Consider the following 17,081-nt stretch of genomic DNA (forward strand, 5'->3'; position numbering starts at 1 on the left):
CCAGGCAGCCAAAGCGGGAAAACGGCGGCGGATTGGGAAATGCGAGGGAGAATCATGACAAAGGAAGAAGTTTGGAAAACGTTGGAGTTGGTGAAAGACCCGGAAATCCATTCCGTTAGCATCGTCGATCTCGGGATGGTGGAACGGGTTGACGTTCATGACGGAGCGGTCTCGATCTCTTTGCTGCCGACGTTTCTCGGGTGTCCGGCGCTTGACATCATCCGCGCCAAGGTGGAGGAAGCGGTGAAGCAGGCAGGGGCTTTGGCGGTGACGGTGGAGTTTCTCCGCCATCCGCCGTGGACGTCCGATCGGATCAGCGAAGCCGGACGGGAGCGGCTAAAGCAGTTCGGCATCGCCCCGCCGCCTCGGCAAATGCCGTCAGGGGCATGGCAAGTCGAGTGCCCGTATTGCGGGGCGGAGCGGACCGTGATGGAGAACTTGTTCGGTCCGACCGCCTGCCGCAGCCTTTTCTACTGCAAACAATGCAAAAATCCGTTTGAAGCGATGAAGCCTGTATTGGTTTCACGATAAGAAAAGGGAGAGGAGATGTTCGCCATGTTTAAAATGATCGCTTTGTACAAACAGCCGAAAGATAAGGAGCAATTCGACGCTCATTATTACGGAACGCATGTGCCGCTGACGGAAAAAATTCCGGGCCTGCGCAAAATCACAGTGACGAAAATTACCGGCACGCCGATGGGGACGGAAAGAGAGTATTATTTGTTGTGTGAAATGTATTACGACAGCCAAGAGGCGTTTCAAGAAGCGATGAAAACGAAAGAAGCGAAAGCATCGGCCAAAGATGTCGTGTCGTTTGCCGGCGATCTCGTCACCTTTATGGTCGGTGAGGAAGTAGAGCATGAGTGAATGGAATTCCATTGCGGTGCGGCAAGAAGGAGCGGTCGGGATCATCGAACTCGCCCGTCCGCATGTGTTGAACGCGTTGAGCCGTCAAATGGTGGCGGAAATCGTGGCGGCGGTGGAAGCGTTTGACCGGGATGAAACAGTGCGCGTCATCGTGCTGACCGGGCGCGGGCGGGCGTTTGCGGCAGGGGCGGACATTCAAGAGATGGCGGATGATGACCCGATTCGCCTTGAGTGGCTGAACCAGTTTGCCGATTGGGATCGCCTGTCCATCGTGAAAACGCCGATGATCGCCGCGGTGAACGGGTTGGCGCTCGGGGGCGGTTTTGAGCTGGCGCTTTCGTGCGACTTGATTGTCGCGTCGTCGGCGGCCGAATTTGGCTTTCCAGAAGTGAACCTTGGCGTCATGCCAGGTGCGGGAGGCACGCAGCGATTAACGAAACTCATTGGACCGAAGCGGGCGCTTGAGTGGCTATGGACCGGGGAGCGCTTGCCGGCGGAGGAGGCGCACAAACTGGGCATCGTGACGCGCGTCGTCAGCCCGGAGCTGCTAATGGAAGAAACGATGCGGTTGGCCGGGCGGCTCGCCCAACAGCCGCCGTTGGCTCTTCGGCTGATCAAAGAGGCGGTGCAAAAAGCGGTCGACTATCCGCTCTATGAAGGCATGCAATTTGAGCGAAAAAACTTTTACCTATTGTTCGCCTCGGAAGACCAAAAAGAAGGGATGGCGGCCTTCCTCGAAAAACGGAAGCCGCGCTTCCAAGGAAAATAAGGGGGGCGCTTTATGTACGAAACGATCCGGTATGAAGTAAAGGGGCAAGTGGCCTGGCTGACGCTCAACCGTCCGGATCAGCTCAATGCGTTTACGGAGCAGATGAATGCGGAAGTGACGAAAGCGCTCAAACAAGCAGGGGCGGATCCAAACGTCCGCTGCATGGTGATCACAGGCGCAGGGCGGGCGTTTTGCGCCGGGGAAGATTTAAGCGGCGTGACGGAAGAAATGAACCACGGCGACGTGTTGCGCACCCGGTACGCGCCGATGATGAAAGCGCTTCACCGCTTTGAAAAGCCGGTTGTCGCGGCGGTGAACGGGGCGGCGGCCGGCGCGGGCATGAGCTTGGCGCTGGCGTGTGATTTCCGGCTTCTTTCGGAAAAAGCGAGTTTCGCTCCTGCGTTTATTCACGTCGGTCTTGTGCCGGATGCGGGCCATCTGTACTATTTGCCGCGCCTCGTCGGACGGGCGAAGGCGCTTGAGCTGGCGGTGCTCGGGGATAAAATCTCCGCTGAACAGGCCGCCTCGCTCGGGCTGGCGACCAAGGTCATTCCTCTCTCCGAGTGGGAGGAGGGAGTCAAGCAGTTTGCCGAGCGGCTCGCTGCCATGCCAACGAAGGCGATTGGACTCATCAAACGGCTGCTTCGCGAAGGCGAAGAAACGACGTTTGACCGCTACTTGGAACGGGAAGCGGAATGCCAACGCATTGCCGGCATGACGGCAGATCACCGCGAAGGCGTCAAGGCGTTCTTTGAAAAACGAAAACCATTATTCCGAGGAAACTAAGCAAGGGGGATGAAACGATGGCGACTGTGAAACAAAAGAAAATGGAACCGATGCCGACCAAACGCGATTTCTATCATTTGATTGTGAACGGGGAGCGGGTGGAAAGCGCTTCGGGAGAGACGTTTGAAGTGATCAATCCGGCCACTGGCGAACCGGTCGCCCGCGTCGCCAAAGGGACGCGCGAGGACGCCGAACGGGCGGTGCAGGCGGCGCGGCGGGCGTTTGATCATGGGAAATGGCGCCATTTCCCAGTGCAAAAACGCGCCCGCATCTTGTACCAAATTGCATCCATCATGCGCGAACGTTTCAATGAATTGGTGGAATTGGAAATTTTGAATACCGGAAAAGCACTGTCAGCAGCTCAAGGACAAGTAATGCAAGCCATTGAAGACTTTGAGTTTTTTGCCGGAGCGATCATTGGCCACCGCGGGGCGGTCAACCCGATGCCAGGGGCGTTTCACAACTATACGGAAAAAGAGCCGGTTGGCGTGTGCGCCCAAATCATTCCGTGGAACTACCCGCTCATGATGGCGGCTTGGAAAATCGCGCCTGCTCTTGCCGCAGGATGTTCGGTTGTCGTCAAACCGGCGTCGCTGACGCCGCTCACCTGCCTGGTGCTGGCGGAAATTTGCCACGAGGCCGGGGTGCCGGAAGGGGTCGTCAATGTGGTGACCGGCGCCGGGGCGGAAGTCGGCGACTATTTGGTGGAGCATCCGCTCGTCGACAAAGTCGCGTTTACCGGATCGACGCCGGTCGGGAAGGAAATTATGGAGAAAGCGTCGAAAACATTAAAACGGGTGACGCTCGAGCTGGGCGGCAAATCGCCGAGCCTTGTATTTGCGGACGCCGATTTGGAAGCGGCTGTCGCCGGCTCATTGTTCGGCATTTTCTACAACAGCGGACAATCGTGCGAGGCGCGCTCTCGCTTGTATGTGCATGAAAGCATTTATGACGCCTTTATGGAATCGTTCGTGGCCAAAACGAAGCAGCTGAAACTCGGCAACCCGTTTGATGCCGGCACGCATGTCGGGGCGATCATCAGCCGCGGGCAGCTGGAAGTGATCGATGAATACGTGCAATCGGCGGTCGCGGATGGAGCGACGATCGTTGCCGGAGGGAAAGAAGCGGTAGTCGAGGGATTTGAAAACGGTTACTGGTATGAACCGACGATTTTGACGAACGTCAACCATCAAATGAAAGCGGTTCGCGAAGAAATTTTCGGACCGGTTGTCGTCGTCATGAAATTCCGCGATGAAGCCGAAGCCGTTGAATTGGCGAACGATAGCGACTATGGGCTGGCCGCCGCCGTTTGGACGAAAGATCATGGCCGCGCCGTTCGTGTAGCGAAGCAGCTGCGTTCCGGCATTGTCATGGTCAACAGCCCATTCTCCGCCTTCCCGGGCACGCCGTTTGGCGGCTACAAACAGTCCGGATTCGGGCGCGAGCTGTCTGTCGAGGCGCTTGATTTGTACACAGAAACGAAAAGCGTGCTGTCGTATTACGGGCCGCGTCCGCTTAATCCGTTTGGCGTCTAAGGGCTTTTGCCGTTTGGCGTTTGCCAACATACGAGAGCGGGTCGCGTCCTTGGACGCAACGTTCAAGTTGCCGCCCTTGAAGGCAAGAGCGAATTCGGGCAAGCGTGAAGAGACGCGCCTGTCCGTTTGCTGAGCACCCCGTCGCGCGTGATGGGGTGCCCATTCATTTGACGGCGTCCGCCGCTTGGTGAGAGAGAACGCTAGCTCGATGCATCAGCACCGTACATCAACACACGGGAGGGGGAAGACGATGATCGAACGCCTTGTTGTCGTCGGCAGCGGCGTGATGGGGAGAGGCATTGCGTATGTCGGCGCTGTCGGCGGGTTTCAGACGACCTTAGTGGACATTAAGCAAGAACAATTGGAGAGCGCCCAGAAGGAGATTGCTTCAATTTTTGAACAAGCGGTCGCTCGGGGGAAATTGACAACGGGCGAGCGGCAAGAAGCCGAGGCGCGCCTGTCGTATTCGCTTGATTTAGCCGGCGCTGTGCGCGATGCCGATTTGGTGATCGAGGCCGTGCCGGAAAAACTTGAATGGAAAAAGCAAGTGTTCGAGACGATTGACGCTCATGCGCCGGCGTCGTGCTATTTTGCGACGAATACGTCCACCATGAGCCCGACCGAAATCGGTTCGTTCACCAAACGGCCGGAGCGGGTGATCGCCATGCACTTTTTCAACCCGGTTCATAAAATGAAGCTTGTGGAAATCATCCGCGGGTTGGAGACGAGCGACGAAACGGCGCAAATGGCGAAGGAAGTCGCCGCGCGGATGGGGAAAGAAACCGTTGTCGTCAATGAATTTCCGGGATTCGTCACGAGCCGGATCAGCGCTCTTGTCGGCAATGAAGCGTTTTATATGCTGCAAGAAGGCGTGGGGACGCCGGAAGAAATCGACAAAGCGATCAAGCTCGGCCTCAATTTCCCGATGGGTCCGTTTGAGCTCGCGGATTTAGTCGGGCTCGATACGAGATTGAACAACTTAAAATATTTGCACGAAAAACTCGGAGAAAAATACCGCCCGGCGCCGCTGTTGGAGCAATACGTCAAAGCGGGGCGGCTCGGCCGCAAAACAGGCCGCGGCGTCTATGACTATACGAATCGGGAAAACGGCTGATCTGTCGAAAAAGGATGGGGGAGAATATGAACAGAGAAGTTGTGATTGTCGATGCGGTGCGCACACCGATTGGCCGCTACAAGGGCGCGTTGAAAGACGTCAGGCCGGATGATTTGGCGGCTGTTGTCATCCGGGCGCTTATCGAGCGAAATCCGGGTTTGCCGGTCGAACAAATTGATGATGTCGTTTTTGGCAACGCCAACCAAGCCGGCGAGGACAACCGCAACGTCGCCCGCATGGCGGCGCTGTTGGCCGGGCTGCCCATTGAAGTCGCAGGGGTGACGGTCAACCGGCTGTGCGGTTCAGGGCTTGATGCGGTCAATTATGCGGCGCGGGCGATTTTGGCTGGAGAGGCGGATATCATGATCGCGGGCGGCGTGGAAAGCATGACGCGCGCTCCGTTTGTCATGCCGAAACCGGCAAGCGATTTCCCGCGCGGCAACATCGAGATGTACGATACGACGATTGGCTGGCGCTTTATCAATCCGAAAATGCACGAAATGTACGGCACCGACAGCATGCCGCAGACGGCGGAAAACGTGGCGAAGCGGTTCGGCGTGACGCGCGAGGCGCAAGATGAGTTTGCCTATGAAAGCCAAATGAAAGCGAAACAAGCGATCGAAACGAATCGGTTTGCGGATGAACTCGTGCCGGTTGTATACCACGATCGAAAAGGCAACCGCGTTGTCGTCGATAAAGACGAGCATCCGCGTCCGGATACGACGTTGGAGAAGCTGGCGAAGCTACCGCCGTTGTTTGAAAACGGCACGGTGACAGCCGGCAACTCGTCCGGCATTAACGACGGGGCGGCGGCGCTTTTGTTAATGAGCGCCGAAAAGGCAAAAGAACTCGGGCTCAAGCCGCTGGCTGCCTATGTCACTTCAGCGGTCGCCGGCGTTGAACCGGCCGTCATGGGAATCGGCCCGGTTTTTGCGACGCGCAAAGCGTTGCGCCGCGCCGGGTTGTCGCTTGACGACATCGGGCTTGTCGAGCTGAACGAAGCGTTCGCCTCACAGGCGCTAGAGTGCATTCGCCAGCTAGAGCTCGACCGGTCGAAAGTGAACGTCAACGGGGGAGCGATCGCCCTCGGCCATCCGCTTGGGGCGAGCGGCGCCCGCATTTTGACGACATTGATTTACGAAATGCGAAAACGCGGCGTCGCCTATGGCTTGGCGACGATGTGCATTGGCGTCGGCCAAGGAATCGCCACCATTGTGAAAAACGCAGACGAACGGTGAGAGTATTTCGCCAGGTTGGCCTTGTCGCGGCGGCTTGGCGAAATGACGCCGGACCGGGCTGCGGCCGCCCGTTGGCGCGCCGCTGAGAGCCGCCTGCTTTTTAGCGGTGCGGCTCTTTTTTATTCCGTTTGTTTTTCGTCCGTCTTGCCAGCGTGAGAAAAGTTTGTTACGATTATAGTTCGAAAACAAGATAAAGGGAGTTTCATTGGATGAATACGCGCTCACTCATTTTTACCATTTACGGCGACTACATCCGCCGCTACGGCGGTGAAATTTGGATCGGGAGCCTCATCCGCCTCCTTCGCGAATTCGGCCATAACGACCAAGCGGTGCGGGCAGCGGTGTCGCGCATGAGCAAGCAAGGATGGATTCAGGCAGAAAAACGCGGCAATAAAAGCTACTATTCCCTTACGGCGCGCGGCGTCAAGCGGATGGAGGAGGCGGCGCGGCGCATTTACAAAACGCGTCCCGAGCATTGGGACGGGAAATGGCGGATCTTGATCTATACGATTCCTGAGGAGAAGCGGCATTTGCGCGACGAACTGCGAAAGGAGCTTGTTTGGAGCGGGTTCGGCACGATTTCCAACAGCTGCTGGATTTCACCGAATGATTTGAAGCAGCAAGTATACGACTTGATCGACAAGTATGACATCCGCCCGTACGTCGATTTTTTCCTCGCCGAATACGACGGTCCGCATACGAACAAACGGCTTGTGGAAACGTGCTGGAACTTGGACGAGATCAACCAAAAATACGAGCAGTTTATTGCGGTCTACAGTCAAAAATATGTCATTGACAAACATAAAATTGAGCGCGGCGAAATGTCGGATGCGGACTGTTTTGTCGAGCGAACGAAGCTCGTCCACGAGTACCGGAAGTTTTTGTTCATCGACCCTGGCTTGCCGGAAGAGCTGCTGCCGAACGAGTGGATGGGAAGCCATGCCGCCGCCTTGTTCAACGACTATTACCAACAACTAGCGGCACCGGCCAGCCGTTTCTTTGAAGCGGTGTTTCAAGAAGGGGCAGAGCTTGACAAAAAAGAAGAGGAAGAGACCTCCGTGGAATGAACCGGGATGCACGGCGCAACAGCAGCTGGGCATCCCGGTTGCCGTTTATGGAACGTTTGGTATAGTGATGACGGAAGCGAAAACGCAGTGGCAATCGTTGTCCGAACTGTTTCGCTGATGTACGAAAGACGCCTGTCAAACGGCGTCTTTTTTTGGCGATGAAAAATGGGTTGGCAGAGGGTTGACACGGGTAACCAACATCGTTACTATAAAAATATTATAACGTTATTATAACGTAATAATATTTTTTTGTTATATTAACTTGAAAACGCTTTCAAGCAGTAAAGCAAAGGAGAGGGGACGCGATGAAGGTCATGTTATCGCCAAACATGTCGCAAAGCTTCGATTTGTTTTTCCATATGCGCGAACACGAACAGGTCGTGTTTTGCCACGATGAAGCGACTGGCCTAAGGGCGATCATTGCCATTCACAGCACCGCGCTTGGGCCGGCGCTCGGCGGCTGCCGGATGCATCCGTATGCCACGACGGAAGAGGCGCTTGCCGATGCGCTGCGGCTGTCGAAAGGGATGACGTATAAATGTTTGGCCGCAGATGTCGATTTTGGCGGCGGCAAAGCGGTGATCATCGGCGACCCGCGCAAAGACAAATCACCGGAATTGTTTCGTGCGTTCGGCCAGTTTGTCGAGTCATTAGGCGGCCGGTTTTACACAGGCACCGATATGGGGACGACGCCGGATGATTTCGTGCACGCCATGAAAGAGACGAATTGCATCGTCGGTGTTCCGGAAGCGTATGGCGGAAGCGGCGACTCATCCGTGCCGACGGCCGAGGGCGTCGTGTACGGGATTCAAGCGACAAACCAGGTGGTGTTTGGCAGCCGGCATTTGCAAGGCAAAACGTATGCCATCCAAGGGCTCGGAAAAGTCGGAAAAAAAGTGGCGTTTCGCTTGCTTGAGGAAGGGGCGGACCTGTACGTGTGCGATGTAAACGAAGCGGCAGTCGAAGAGGTTGTTGCGTACGGCAAACGAATCGGGGCGTCCGTGAAACCGGTGGATGGAACCGACATTTACCGGGTGGAAGCCGATGTGTTCATCCCGTGCGCATTCGGCGGCGTCATCAACGATGACACGATCGCTGAGTTGTGGGTGAGGGCGGTCGTCGGCTCGGCGAACAATCAGCTGGCTGACAAACGCCACGCCCGAATGTTGAAGGAAAAAGGCATCGTATACGCCCCCGATTATATCGTCAACGCCGGCGGGCTCATTCAAGTGGCCGATGAACTGTACGGGGCGAACAAAGAGAGGGTGTTGGCGAAAACGAAAGCGATTTACGATACATTGCTCGCCATTTATGCGCGGGCCGACTCGGAAGGCATAACGACGGTCGAGGCGGCCAATCAGTTTTGCGAAGAGCGGCTCGAGCAGCGCAAACGCCGCAACCATTTCTTCACTCATCAAAAACGGCCGAAGTGGGATGTTCGTCATTAACGTGCATTCATGCGAAGAGATTTATCTGAAAATAAATAATCGTATTATCATTCAAAATACAAAGTAGAAGAAGTCGTGGGGGGAGAAGGATCATGAAACAGATGTTGTCACGATTGGCCATTCCCGTTTTGTTTGGGGCTCTCGTGCTCTCGGGATGTAGCGGAGGGGAAAAGGTGGCGACCGATGGCGGAAAAGAAGAAGGGAAGGGGAACAAAACGGTTACGATCGGCGTCACGCCGGAATATCCGAAAAAGCTGAAGCTCGTCATCAATAAACAAGCGGCCGAAAAGCAAGGAATCAAACTGAAGCCGAGCTTCACCGAACCGTCCATTTTGCTTCTCGATGAACATACAGCAGCGCTTGACCCAGCGAGAGCAGTCTATCCAGCTTATGAACAAATCATGACCCATGCAGCGCGCATGCGGTCACGGACGAGAGGGCATTTTGCCGTACCGTTGGTCATTCGCGCTCCGTACGGCGCAGGGGTGCGGGCCCCGGAAATTCATTCCGACAGCACGGAAGCGCTGTTTACCCATATGCCGGGGATCAAAGTCGTCTGCCCCGCGTCGCCGTACGACGCCAAAGGGCTGCTGATTGCCGCGATTGAAGACCCGGACCCTGTCCTCTTTTTGGAACCGATGCGCAGCTATCGGGCGTTTCGCGAGGACGTTCCGGAAGGAAAATATGCGATTGAAATTGGCAAAGGAAAAAAACTTCGCGAAGGGGACGACGTGACCGTCATCGCCTGGGGCGCTATGGTGCCGGTCGCCATGAAGGCGGCGGAAGAGGCGGCGAAAAAAGGGATTGATGCCGATGTCATCGACTTGCGCACCCTTTACCCGCTCGATAAAGATATGATTGCCGAGTCGGTGCAAAAGACAGGAAGAGCCGTCATTGTCCAAGAAGCGCATGCGACCGGTGGGTTAGCCAATGACATTCTCGCCGTCATCAATGACACATCGTTTTTCTATCAACATGCACCAGTCGAACGGGTGACGGGATTTGACGTTCCGGTTCCGTTTTTCGCCTATGAAGACGATTATTTGCCAACGCCGTCGCGCGTGCTGCACGCGATGGAAAAAGTGATGCGTTTCTAGTTGCATCCGACATGAATCGGAAGCGCAAAGAAAGAGCCATGCCTTTTCGGCTGGCTCTTTTTCTTTCTTCGATAAGCCGTATGACGGCCGCGTCGATCGTTTTTTGCGCAGCCATCTCGTTGATGGGATGGTGCTGATGTTACTCCCGATGATCGGCCAGCTGTTTTCGATACTCTTTTCCTTTTTGCACGTATGTATCAATCGACAGCTGGATGAGCGCAAGGTCTTTGTCCGTCAGTTCACGCACCACTTTTCCAGGCGAGCCGACAACGAGCGAGCGGGGCGGAATCTTTTGGCCGGACGGAATCAACGTGTTGGCGCCGATGATGCACTCTTCGCCGATTTCGGCTCCATCCAAAATCGTCGACCCCATGCCGATGATCGACCGTTTGCGGATCGTGCAGCCATGAAGGATCACATTATGCCCGACCGTCACCTCATCTTCAACGACAAGCGGCGACCCTTCGTACAAATGGCAGGTCGTATTGTCTTGAATGCTCGTTCGGGCGCCGATTGTAATCGGCCCTTCATCTCCGCGCAGGACCGCGTTGAACCAAATCGTCGATTCCGGACCGACAGTGACGTCTCCGATCAAATAGGCTCCCGGAGCAATGAATGCGGTTTCATGAACATTCGGACGTTTTCCGTTATACGGGTATAGCATCCCCACATCCCCCTTCATTTGGTGAACTGTGTCATGATCAGTATAACACATTTTGCACGGGGACGGAAATAAGCGGAATGCACGATATCTTTTTCGAAGAAGCATCGATTCATGTGCCAATTGCGGTGAACACAAAGATGCAGATGAGATGGAAAAGAGGAAATGGTGCTGTTGGGGAAACGACGATTCCCTGTTATTATACATGTCAACGAAAGGCGGAAAAAGGTTGTTTTCGATAACGAAGAAAACGGAAACGAGGGATGTTTTTTATAAATAATATTATTTTTCTTAATTTATTGTTTTATTCACCTTAACTATAAATCATACAAAATTTTTTTTGACAATATAAACATAATGAATTATTATATTAAAAGAATTTAAAGGAGGTAAGTAGTGGTTATGTCATCCATTGACAAGCAACAAATCGCTGCCAGCGTTCCCCAGCGCGGCTTTTTCGGCCATCCGAAAGGGTTGTTTACGCTCTTTTTCACGGAATTTTGGGAACGCTTTTCGTATTACGGCATGCGCGCCATTTTAGTGTATTACATGTATTATGAAGTATCGAAAGGCGGGCTCGGGCTTGATGAGCATCTGGCGCTCGCGATTATGTCGATTTATGGGGCGCTTGTGTACATGTCCGGAATCATTGGCGGTTGGCTTGCTGACCGGGTGTTTGGCACGTCGCGCGCGGTCTTTTACGGCGGCCTTCTCATTATGGCCGGTCATATCGCCCTGGCGATTCCGGGCGGGGTGGCGGCGCTGTTTGTGTCCATGGCGCTCATCGTCTTGGGAACCGGGTTGTTAAAACCGAACGTGTCGAGCATTGTCGGCGATATGTACAAGCCTGGCGATGACCGCCGCGACGCTGGATTCAGCATTTTTTACATGGGGATTAACCTTGGTGGCTTTTTGGCTCCGCTTGTTGTCGGCACCGCGGGGATGAAGTATAACTTCCACCTCGGCTTCGGACTTGCGGCCGTCGGGATGTTTCTCGGATTGATTGTCTTCGTCGCGACAAGAAAGAAAAACCTCGGGTTGGCCGGGACGTATGTGCCGAATCCATTGACGCCAGCGGAAAAGAAAAAAGCGGCTTCCATCATGGCCGTAGGGGCGGTCGTGATTGCCGTGCTGCTAGCCATCTTGATTCCGAGCGGCTGGTTCACTGTGGAGACGTTTATTTCCCTTGTCGGCATCTTAGGCATCATCATCCCGATCATCTATTTTGTCGTCATGTACCGCAGCCCGAAAACGACGGCGGAGGAGCGGTCGCGCGTGATCGCGTACATTCCGTTGTTCGTCGCTTCAGCGATGTTTTGGGCCATTCAAGAACAAGGGTCGACGATTTTGGCGAACTATGCGGATAAACGGACACAGTTGGATGTCGCCGGCATTCACCTTTCGCCGGCTTGGTTCCAATCGCTGAACCCGTTGTTTATCATCCTCTTAGCGCCGGTGTTCGCGTGGATGTGGGTGAAGCTTGGCAAACGGCAGCCGACGATCCCGCAAAAATTCGCGCTCGGCTTGTTGTTCGCCGGCCTGTCGTTCATCGTCATCCTCGTGCCGGGGCATTTGAGCGGCGGAGGGCTTGTCCATCCGATTTGGCTCGTGTTAAGCTACTTCATCGTCGTGCTCGGGGAGCTTTGCCTGTCGCCGGTCGGCCTGTCGGCGACGACGAAACTTGCCCCTGCCGCTTTCTCAGCGCAAACGATGAGCCTTTGGTTTTTATCGAACGCCGCCGCGCAAGCGATCAACGCCCAGCTTGTGCGCTTCTATACACCCGAAAACGAAACGGCCTATTTCGGCACGATCGGCGGGGCGGCGGTTGTGTTAAGCGTCATCTTGTTTTTGCTCGCCCCGAGCATTCAGCGGCTCATGAAGGGCGTTCGTTAATATCACGCTGATGTTTGTATCAACAGGGAAAACAGATGATCCAAAAGATTACAAATCTGTGACAGGATGCTCTGTGTTGGCAGAGCTTCTTTTTTTATTCAAAAAATATTTACATAAATCAAAAAATAAGTTCAGATGGTGTTTACAAAAATGGATTACGATGGAATAGAAAAAGAGGAAAGGGGAGAAAAGCGGATGGCGTTTCTTGAGCTGGTCGAGGTGACGAAATCGTATGGAGGCAAAAAGAGCGCGGTCGAGAATGTGAATGTCGCGATTGAATCAGGGGAGTTTTTTGTTCTTGTTGGCCCATCGGGATGCGGCAAAAGCACGATTTTGCGGATGATCGCTGGCCTTGAGCCGCTGACATCAGGATATGTGCTGATCGATGGGCAGGTGGCGAATGATTGGCCCCCTCACGCCCGCCGGTTATCGATGGTCTTTCAAAATTATGCGCTATATCCCCATTTGACGGTGGAGCAAAATATGCGGATTGTCTTGCAGGCGCAAAAGGTGCCGAAAGAAGAACAAGTGAAACGTTGCATGGAAGCGGCGGAATTGCTTGGATTGACCGATGTGCTGCATAGGAAGCCGCGGGAATTGTCAGGGGGGCAGCGTCAACGCGTTGCCTTAGGGCGAGCGATTGTCGCGCAGACTCCGCTTTGTTTGATGGATGAACCGCTCTCCAATTTAGATGCCAAGCTGCGTGCGAAAATGAGGAGCGAGCTTCGACGTTTGCAACGTCAGCTCGGCATGACTGTGATTTATGTCACGCACGATCAGACGGAAGCGATGACCATGCTGACCGGATGATGATTTTGCATGACGGCCGTCCGCAACAAATCGGCAGTCCGCTTGATGTATACAATAGCCCAGATAACACGTTTGTCGCTTCATTTATCGGAACACCGCCGATGAATTTGGCGGAAGCGCATGTGCTGAACCATTCCCTCTTATTGCAAAACGAGCGGCCCATCCATCTTCTGCGTCGTTCTTTGCCGAAGGCTGAACGGGTGATCGTCGGACTGCGGCCGGAACATATTGAGCCGGCGGAATCAGGAGAAGAATCTATGGCCGTCAAAGTCAGCCATGTCGAGTGGCTCGGCAATGAAACGTTAGTGACGTTTGAGTTGGCAAAAAATCTTTATTGGACAGCACGATGGAATGGACAATGGCGCATCCGCTTGGGAGAGGTGGTGCCATTGACGTTTGATGAGCAGGATTTCCTGTTTTTCGATGCGTCTGGAAAGCGAATTGGAGCCCCGTCCATCAAGCGGGAGGAGGTGCGGGTTCACCAATGAATGAGCGTGTTTCAACGGTTCCCTCCCCAGCGTCATGGTCGGTCCGGACGAAGCGGGAGGCGCGGCAGGCCGCAATAAAATCGTGGTTGGAAGGGATGGTGTATCTTTGTCCTTCGCTCCTACTGTTTGGCGTGTTTCTCTTTTACCCGTTGGGGAGAACGATGTATTTAAGCGTGTTTCACACCGATTATCAAGGGCACCCGACGGAATTTGTCGGTTTGGCGCATTTTGTTGCTCTTCTTCAAGATGCATCGTTTTGGCATAGTTTGAAGGCGACGGTTCTATTTGCGGTGCTCACTGTCCCGACGACGGTCGCCGTTTCGTTCGGTTTAGCGTTGCTCGCTCATGAAACACGGAAAGGAATCGGGATCTTTCGGACGATTTTTGCCTCTACGATGGGGATGAGCGTGGGAGTCGCTTCGGTGATTTGGATGTTTATGTACAATCCGGCGATCGGGATCATCAATCGTTTGGTGTCTGCGATCGGCGGGACTCCTGTTTCATGGCTTCTTGACCAGGACACGGCATTGTATGCGGTGGCGGCGGCGACGATTTGGATGAATATCGGACTGACCTTTTTATTGTTGCTGGCCGGTCTGCAAAACATCGATCCATCCTTGTACGAAAGCGCCCGCATCGCTGGAATGAGCTATTGGCGACAGTTGTGGACAGTGACTGTGCCGCTGTTGTCGCCGACGTTGTTTTTTGTCACGACGGTCTCGCTTATTCAAGCGCTGCAAACGTTTGGACAAATTGACTTTTTAACGAAAGGCGGGCCGGTGGAGGCTACGAATGTGTTCGTTTACGCGATTTACCGGGAAGCGTTCGTCAACTATCAGTTTGGTTCCGCGAGCGCGCAAGCCCTTGTCCTTTTTCTCATCATCGCCATCGTCACGTTTTTGCAGTTTCGGTTTGCTGAGAGGAAGGTGCACTACCAATGAAAATAGCGCGGGCAACGGCTCACTATGTGTTGTTATGCCTATGCTCGGTTGTCATCTTGTTTCCAGTGGCTTATGCTCTTCTGATGAGTTTGATGGATGGAGCCGCTATTTTGTCAGGACGCCTATGGCCTGAGAAGGGGACATTGGTCAATTATGAGGCCGCGTTTCAACAGGCTCCGCTTGGGAGATATTTATGGAACAGCTTTTTTGTGGCTTTCATGATTACAGTGGGGCGCCTCATCGTGTCAAGTCTCGCCGCTTTCGCTTTTGTGTTTCTCCGTTTTCCCGGTCGGGATCGGTGGTTTTACGTGTGCATTGCCACGATGCTCGTTCCGTGGGAAGCGACTGTGATCCCAAATTTTTTGACCATCCAAGCGCTTGGCTGGACAAACCATTACGCAGGACTCATCGTGCCGTTTTGGGCGATGGCATTTGGCATCTTTTTATTGCGGCAACAGTTTAAGCAAATTCCGCACGAGCTGTATGAGGCGGCGCAGTTGTCTGGGGTGGGGAATTTCCGCTTTTTTTGCCGCGTCGTGCTGCCGCTTTCAAAAACGAGTTTGGTGACGCTGGCTGTTTACAGTTTTTTGGACGCTTGGAATATGTATTTATGGCCGCTGCTCGTTACAAACGATGACCGTGTCCGCACCGTGCAGATCGGGCTCAAGCAGCTGCAGACGCAAGAGATCGCCAGCAGCTGGGGCGTCGTTATGGCAGCGGCGGTTATCGCGATGCTTCCAACTTTGTTGCTGTTGTTTGCTGGACAGAAGCAATTGCGAAAAGGGCTTATGCAAGGAGCGATTCAATAGCGAGGAGGAGAAACAAGATGAGAAAGGTTTTAGCCAGTTTCTTAGCTTTAATGTTTATTGGATTTGCCGCGGGATGCTCAAGCGAAGATGCGGGCAAAGCGGCGGGAGGCAAAACAGAAGTGGTGTTTTGGCATTCGATGAGCGGGGATTTGGAGCCGGTCTTAAATGACATTGTCGCTGATTTTAACCAAACCCATCCAGAGATTGAGGTGAAGCCAGTATTTCAAGGCACCTATGAGGAGGCGCTGACGAAATGGAATGCGGCAGCAGGGACAAAAGACGCCCCGACGATCATGCAGACGTTTGAAGTCGGAACAAAGCATATGATCGACAGTGGAAAGATTGTTCCAGTGCAAACGTGGATCGATAAAGACAAGTATGATGTCTCACAATGGGAGAAAAACATTGTCAATTATTATACCGTGAACGGGCGGATTTACTCGATGCCATTTAACTCATCCACCCCTGTACTCATTTATAACAAAGATGCGTTCCGCGAAGCCGGGCTTGATCCGGAAAAACCGCCTCTCACCTATAGCGAGTTGAAGGAAGCGGCGAAAAAGCTGACAAAGAAAAAAGGAAAAGAAACCGAACGGTACGGATTCTCGATTTTGAACTACGGCTGGTTTTTTGAAGAAATGGTGGCCGTACAAGGCGGACTGTATGTGAACAACAACAATGGACGGAGCAGTGATGCGACAAAAGCGGTATTCAATGGAGATGAGGGGAAGCGCGTATTTGAGCTGATCAGCGACATGTACCGAGACGGCACGTTTTACAACGCCGGTCAAAACTGGGACGACATGCGCGCCGCCTTCCAAGCAGGAAAAATCGCCATGTATTTGGATTCGTCCGCTGGTGTAAAAACGTTGATCGATAACTCGCCATTTGACGTTGGCGTTTCGTATTTGCCTGTCCCGGATGGCGTGGAACGTCAAGGCGTCGTAATTGGCGGCGCTTCGCTCTGGATGATGAAAGGAAGCAGCGAAAAGGAGCAAAAAGCGGCGTGGGAGTTCATGAAATACTTGACAACCGCTCCTGTCCAAGCTGAGTGGCATGTGCGCACAGGGTATTTTGCCATTAACCCGGCTGCGTACGATGAGCCGCTCGTCAAAGAGGAGTGGGCGAAATACCCACAATTAAAAGTGACGGTGGATCAGCTGCATGAAACAAAATCAACCCCTGCTACCCAAGGGGCGCTCATCACCGTCTTCCCTGAATCTCGGCAACATGTCGTGAAAGCGATGGAACGGTTGTACGAAGGAATCGATCCGCAAAACGCGCTCGATCAGGCGGCGGAAGAGACAAATCGGGTGTTGCAGGAGGCCGGAAACTGACCTGACCAACCGGACAAGCGTCCAGGTGGAGCTGCCGGATAGGCAAATCCAATGCTCGTTCGGGAAACCGATCTCCTTAATCAGTGAAGGGTTCTGCAAGGACCAGGCATGGACAAGGGCATTTACGTGTAATGTCATACGGAACGATTAGCGATGGCAAAAAAGATTGCCATCGCTAATCGTGTTGATCGGAAAGTTATTCTACCCGAGTTCGACAGTTT

The 17,081-nt window shown here is 53.8% G+C and carries 15 protein-coding genes and 1 pseudogene; 15 read left to right on the top strand and 1 reads right to left on the bottom strand.

Translation table 11 applies throughout. The features are described from left to right. Positions 1–54 precede the first annotated feature (54 nt). The 10 genes from paaD (at position 55) to I656_RS0116265 (ending at position 9,921) form a co-directional block, all read left to right on the top strand. Positions 55–531 (top strand): 1,2-phenylacetyl-CoA epoxidase subunit PaaD, encoded by a 477-nt coding sequence (paaD, locus tag I656_RS04130; protein WP_033006235.1) that lies wholly within the window; start codon positions 55–57, stop codon positions 529–531. Between the two features lie 24 nt (positions 532–555). Then, positions 556–867, top strand: coding sequence for an EthD family reductase (locus I656_RS04125; RefSeq protein ID WP_033006225.1), 312 nt, complete (start codon positions 556–558; stop codon positions 865–867). Further along, entirely contained in the window at positions 860–1,636 is a 777-nt protein-coding gene (locus I656_RS04120) for an enoyl-CoA hydratase/isomerase family protein (RefSeq protein WP_015375103.1), read from the top strand. Before I656_RS04125 ends, I656_RS04120 begins: the two co-directional genes overlap by 8 nt. A 12-nt stretch (positions 1,637–1,648) precedes the next feature. Further along, positions 1,649–2,422, top strand: coding sequence for an enoyl-CoA hydratase-related protein (locus I656_RS04115; RefSeq protein WP_015375102.1), 774 nt, complete (start codon positions 1,649–1,651; stop codon positions 2,420–2,422). Between the two features lie 17 nt (positions 2,423–2,439). Beyond that, on the top strand, positions 2,440–3,957 hold the full coding sequence (locus I656_RS04110) for an aldehyde dehydrogenase (RefSeq protein WP_015375101.1): 1,518 nt from the start codon (positions 2,440–2,442) through the stop codon (positions 3,955–3,957). Between the two features lie 250 nt (positions 3,958–4,207). Continuing rightward, positions 4,208–5,071, top strand: coding sequence for a 3-hydroxyacyl-CoA dehydrogenase (locus I656_RS04105; protein ID WP_015375100.1), 864 nt, complete (start codon positions 4,208–4,210; stop codon positions 5,069–5,071). Positions 5,072–5,097: 26 nt separating this feature from the next. After that, on the top strand, positions 5,098–6,309 hold the full coding sequence (locus tag I656_RS04100) for a 3-oxoadipyl-CoA thiolase (RefSeq protein ID WP_015375099.1): 1,212 nt from the start codon (positions 5,098–5,100) through the stop codon (positions 6,307–6,309). 209 nt (positions 6,310–6,518) lie between these two features. Then, positions 6,519–7,376, top strand: coding sequence for a phenylacetic acid degradation operon negative regulatory protein PaaX (gene paaX / locus I656_RS04095; protein ID WP_020756013.1), 858 nt, complete (start codon positions 6,519–6,521; stop codon positions 7,374–7,376). A gap of 305 nt (positions 7,377–7,681) precedes the next feature. Further along, positions 7,682–8,824: a Glu/Leu/Phe/Val dehydrogenase dimerization domain-containing protein gene (locus tag I656_RS04090; protein WP_020756014.1), complete on the top strand. Its 1,143-nt coding sequence runs from the start codon at positions 7,682–7,684 to the stop codon at positions 8,822–8,824. A gap of 92 nt (positions 8,825–8,916) precedes the next feature. After that, the gene (locus I656_RS0116265) at positions 8,917–9,921 is read left to right on the top strand and encodes an alpha-ketoacid dehydrogenase subunit beta (RefSeq protein WP_020756015.1); all 1,005 of its coding nucleotides are present in this window, start codon (positions 8,917–8,919) and stop codon (positions 9,919–9,921) included. Between the two features lie 139 nt (positions 9,922–10,060). On the opposite strand, the gene I656_RS0116270 is transcribed toward I656_RS0116265, so the two are convergent. Continuing rightward, the gene (locus tag I656_RS0116270; protein ID WP_033006227.1) at positions 10,061–10,585 is read right to left on the bottom strand and encodes a gamma carbonic anhydrase family protein; all 525 of its coding nucleotides are present in this window, start codon (positions 10,583–10,585) and stop codon (positions 10,061–10,063) included. 399 nt (positions 10,586–10,984) lie between these two features. On the opposite strand from I656_RS0116270, the gene I656_RS04085 reads away from it, so the two are divergent. The 5 genes and pseudogenes from I656_RS04085 to I656_RS04070 all read left to right on the top strand — a co-directional run bounded on the left by I656_RS04085 (position 10,985) and on the right by I656_RS04070 (position 16,860). Continuing rightward, positions 10,985–12,475 (top strand): peptide MFS transporter, encoded by a 1,491-nt coding sequence (locus I656_RS04085; protein WP_033006228.1) that lies wholly within the window; start codon positions 10,985–10,987, stop codon positions 12,473–12,475. A 195-nt stretch (positions 12,476–12,670) separates the two neighbouring features. Continuing rightward, a pseudogene (locus I656_RS0116275) lies at positions 12,671–13,773 on the top strand (ABC transporter ATP-binding protein). Further along, positions 13,770–14,714, top strand: a complete 945-nt coding sequence (locus I656_RS04080; RefSeq protein ID WP_020756022.1) for a carbohydrate ABC transporter permease — start codon at positions 13,770–13,772, stop codon at positions 14,712–14,714. Before I656_RS0116275 ends, I656_RS04080 begins: the two are co-directional and overlap by 4 nt. Next, positions 14,711–15,523: a carbohydrate ABC transporter permease gene (locus tag I656_RS04075; protein ID WP_020756023.1), complete on the top strand. Its 813-nt coding sequence runs from the start codon at positions 14,711–14,713 to the stop codon at positions 15,521–15,523. Before I656_RS04080 ends, I656_RS04075 begins: the two co-directional genes overlap by 4 nt. 17 nt (positions 15,524–15,540) lie before the next feature. Further along, a complete protein-coding gene (locus I656_RS04070) occupies positions 15,541–16,860 on the top strand; it encodes an ABC transporter substrate-binding protein (protein WP_020756024.1) in 1,320 nt (439 codons plus the stop codon). Positions 16,861–17,081 lie beyond the last annotated feature (221 nt).

Origin of the sequence: Geobacillus sp. WSUCF1, assembly GCF_000422025.1 — a bacterium.
In the GTDB taxonomy this organism is placed as follows: Bacteria; Bacillota; Bacilli; order Bacillales; family Anoxybacillaceae; genus Geobacillus; species Geobacillus zalihae.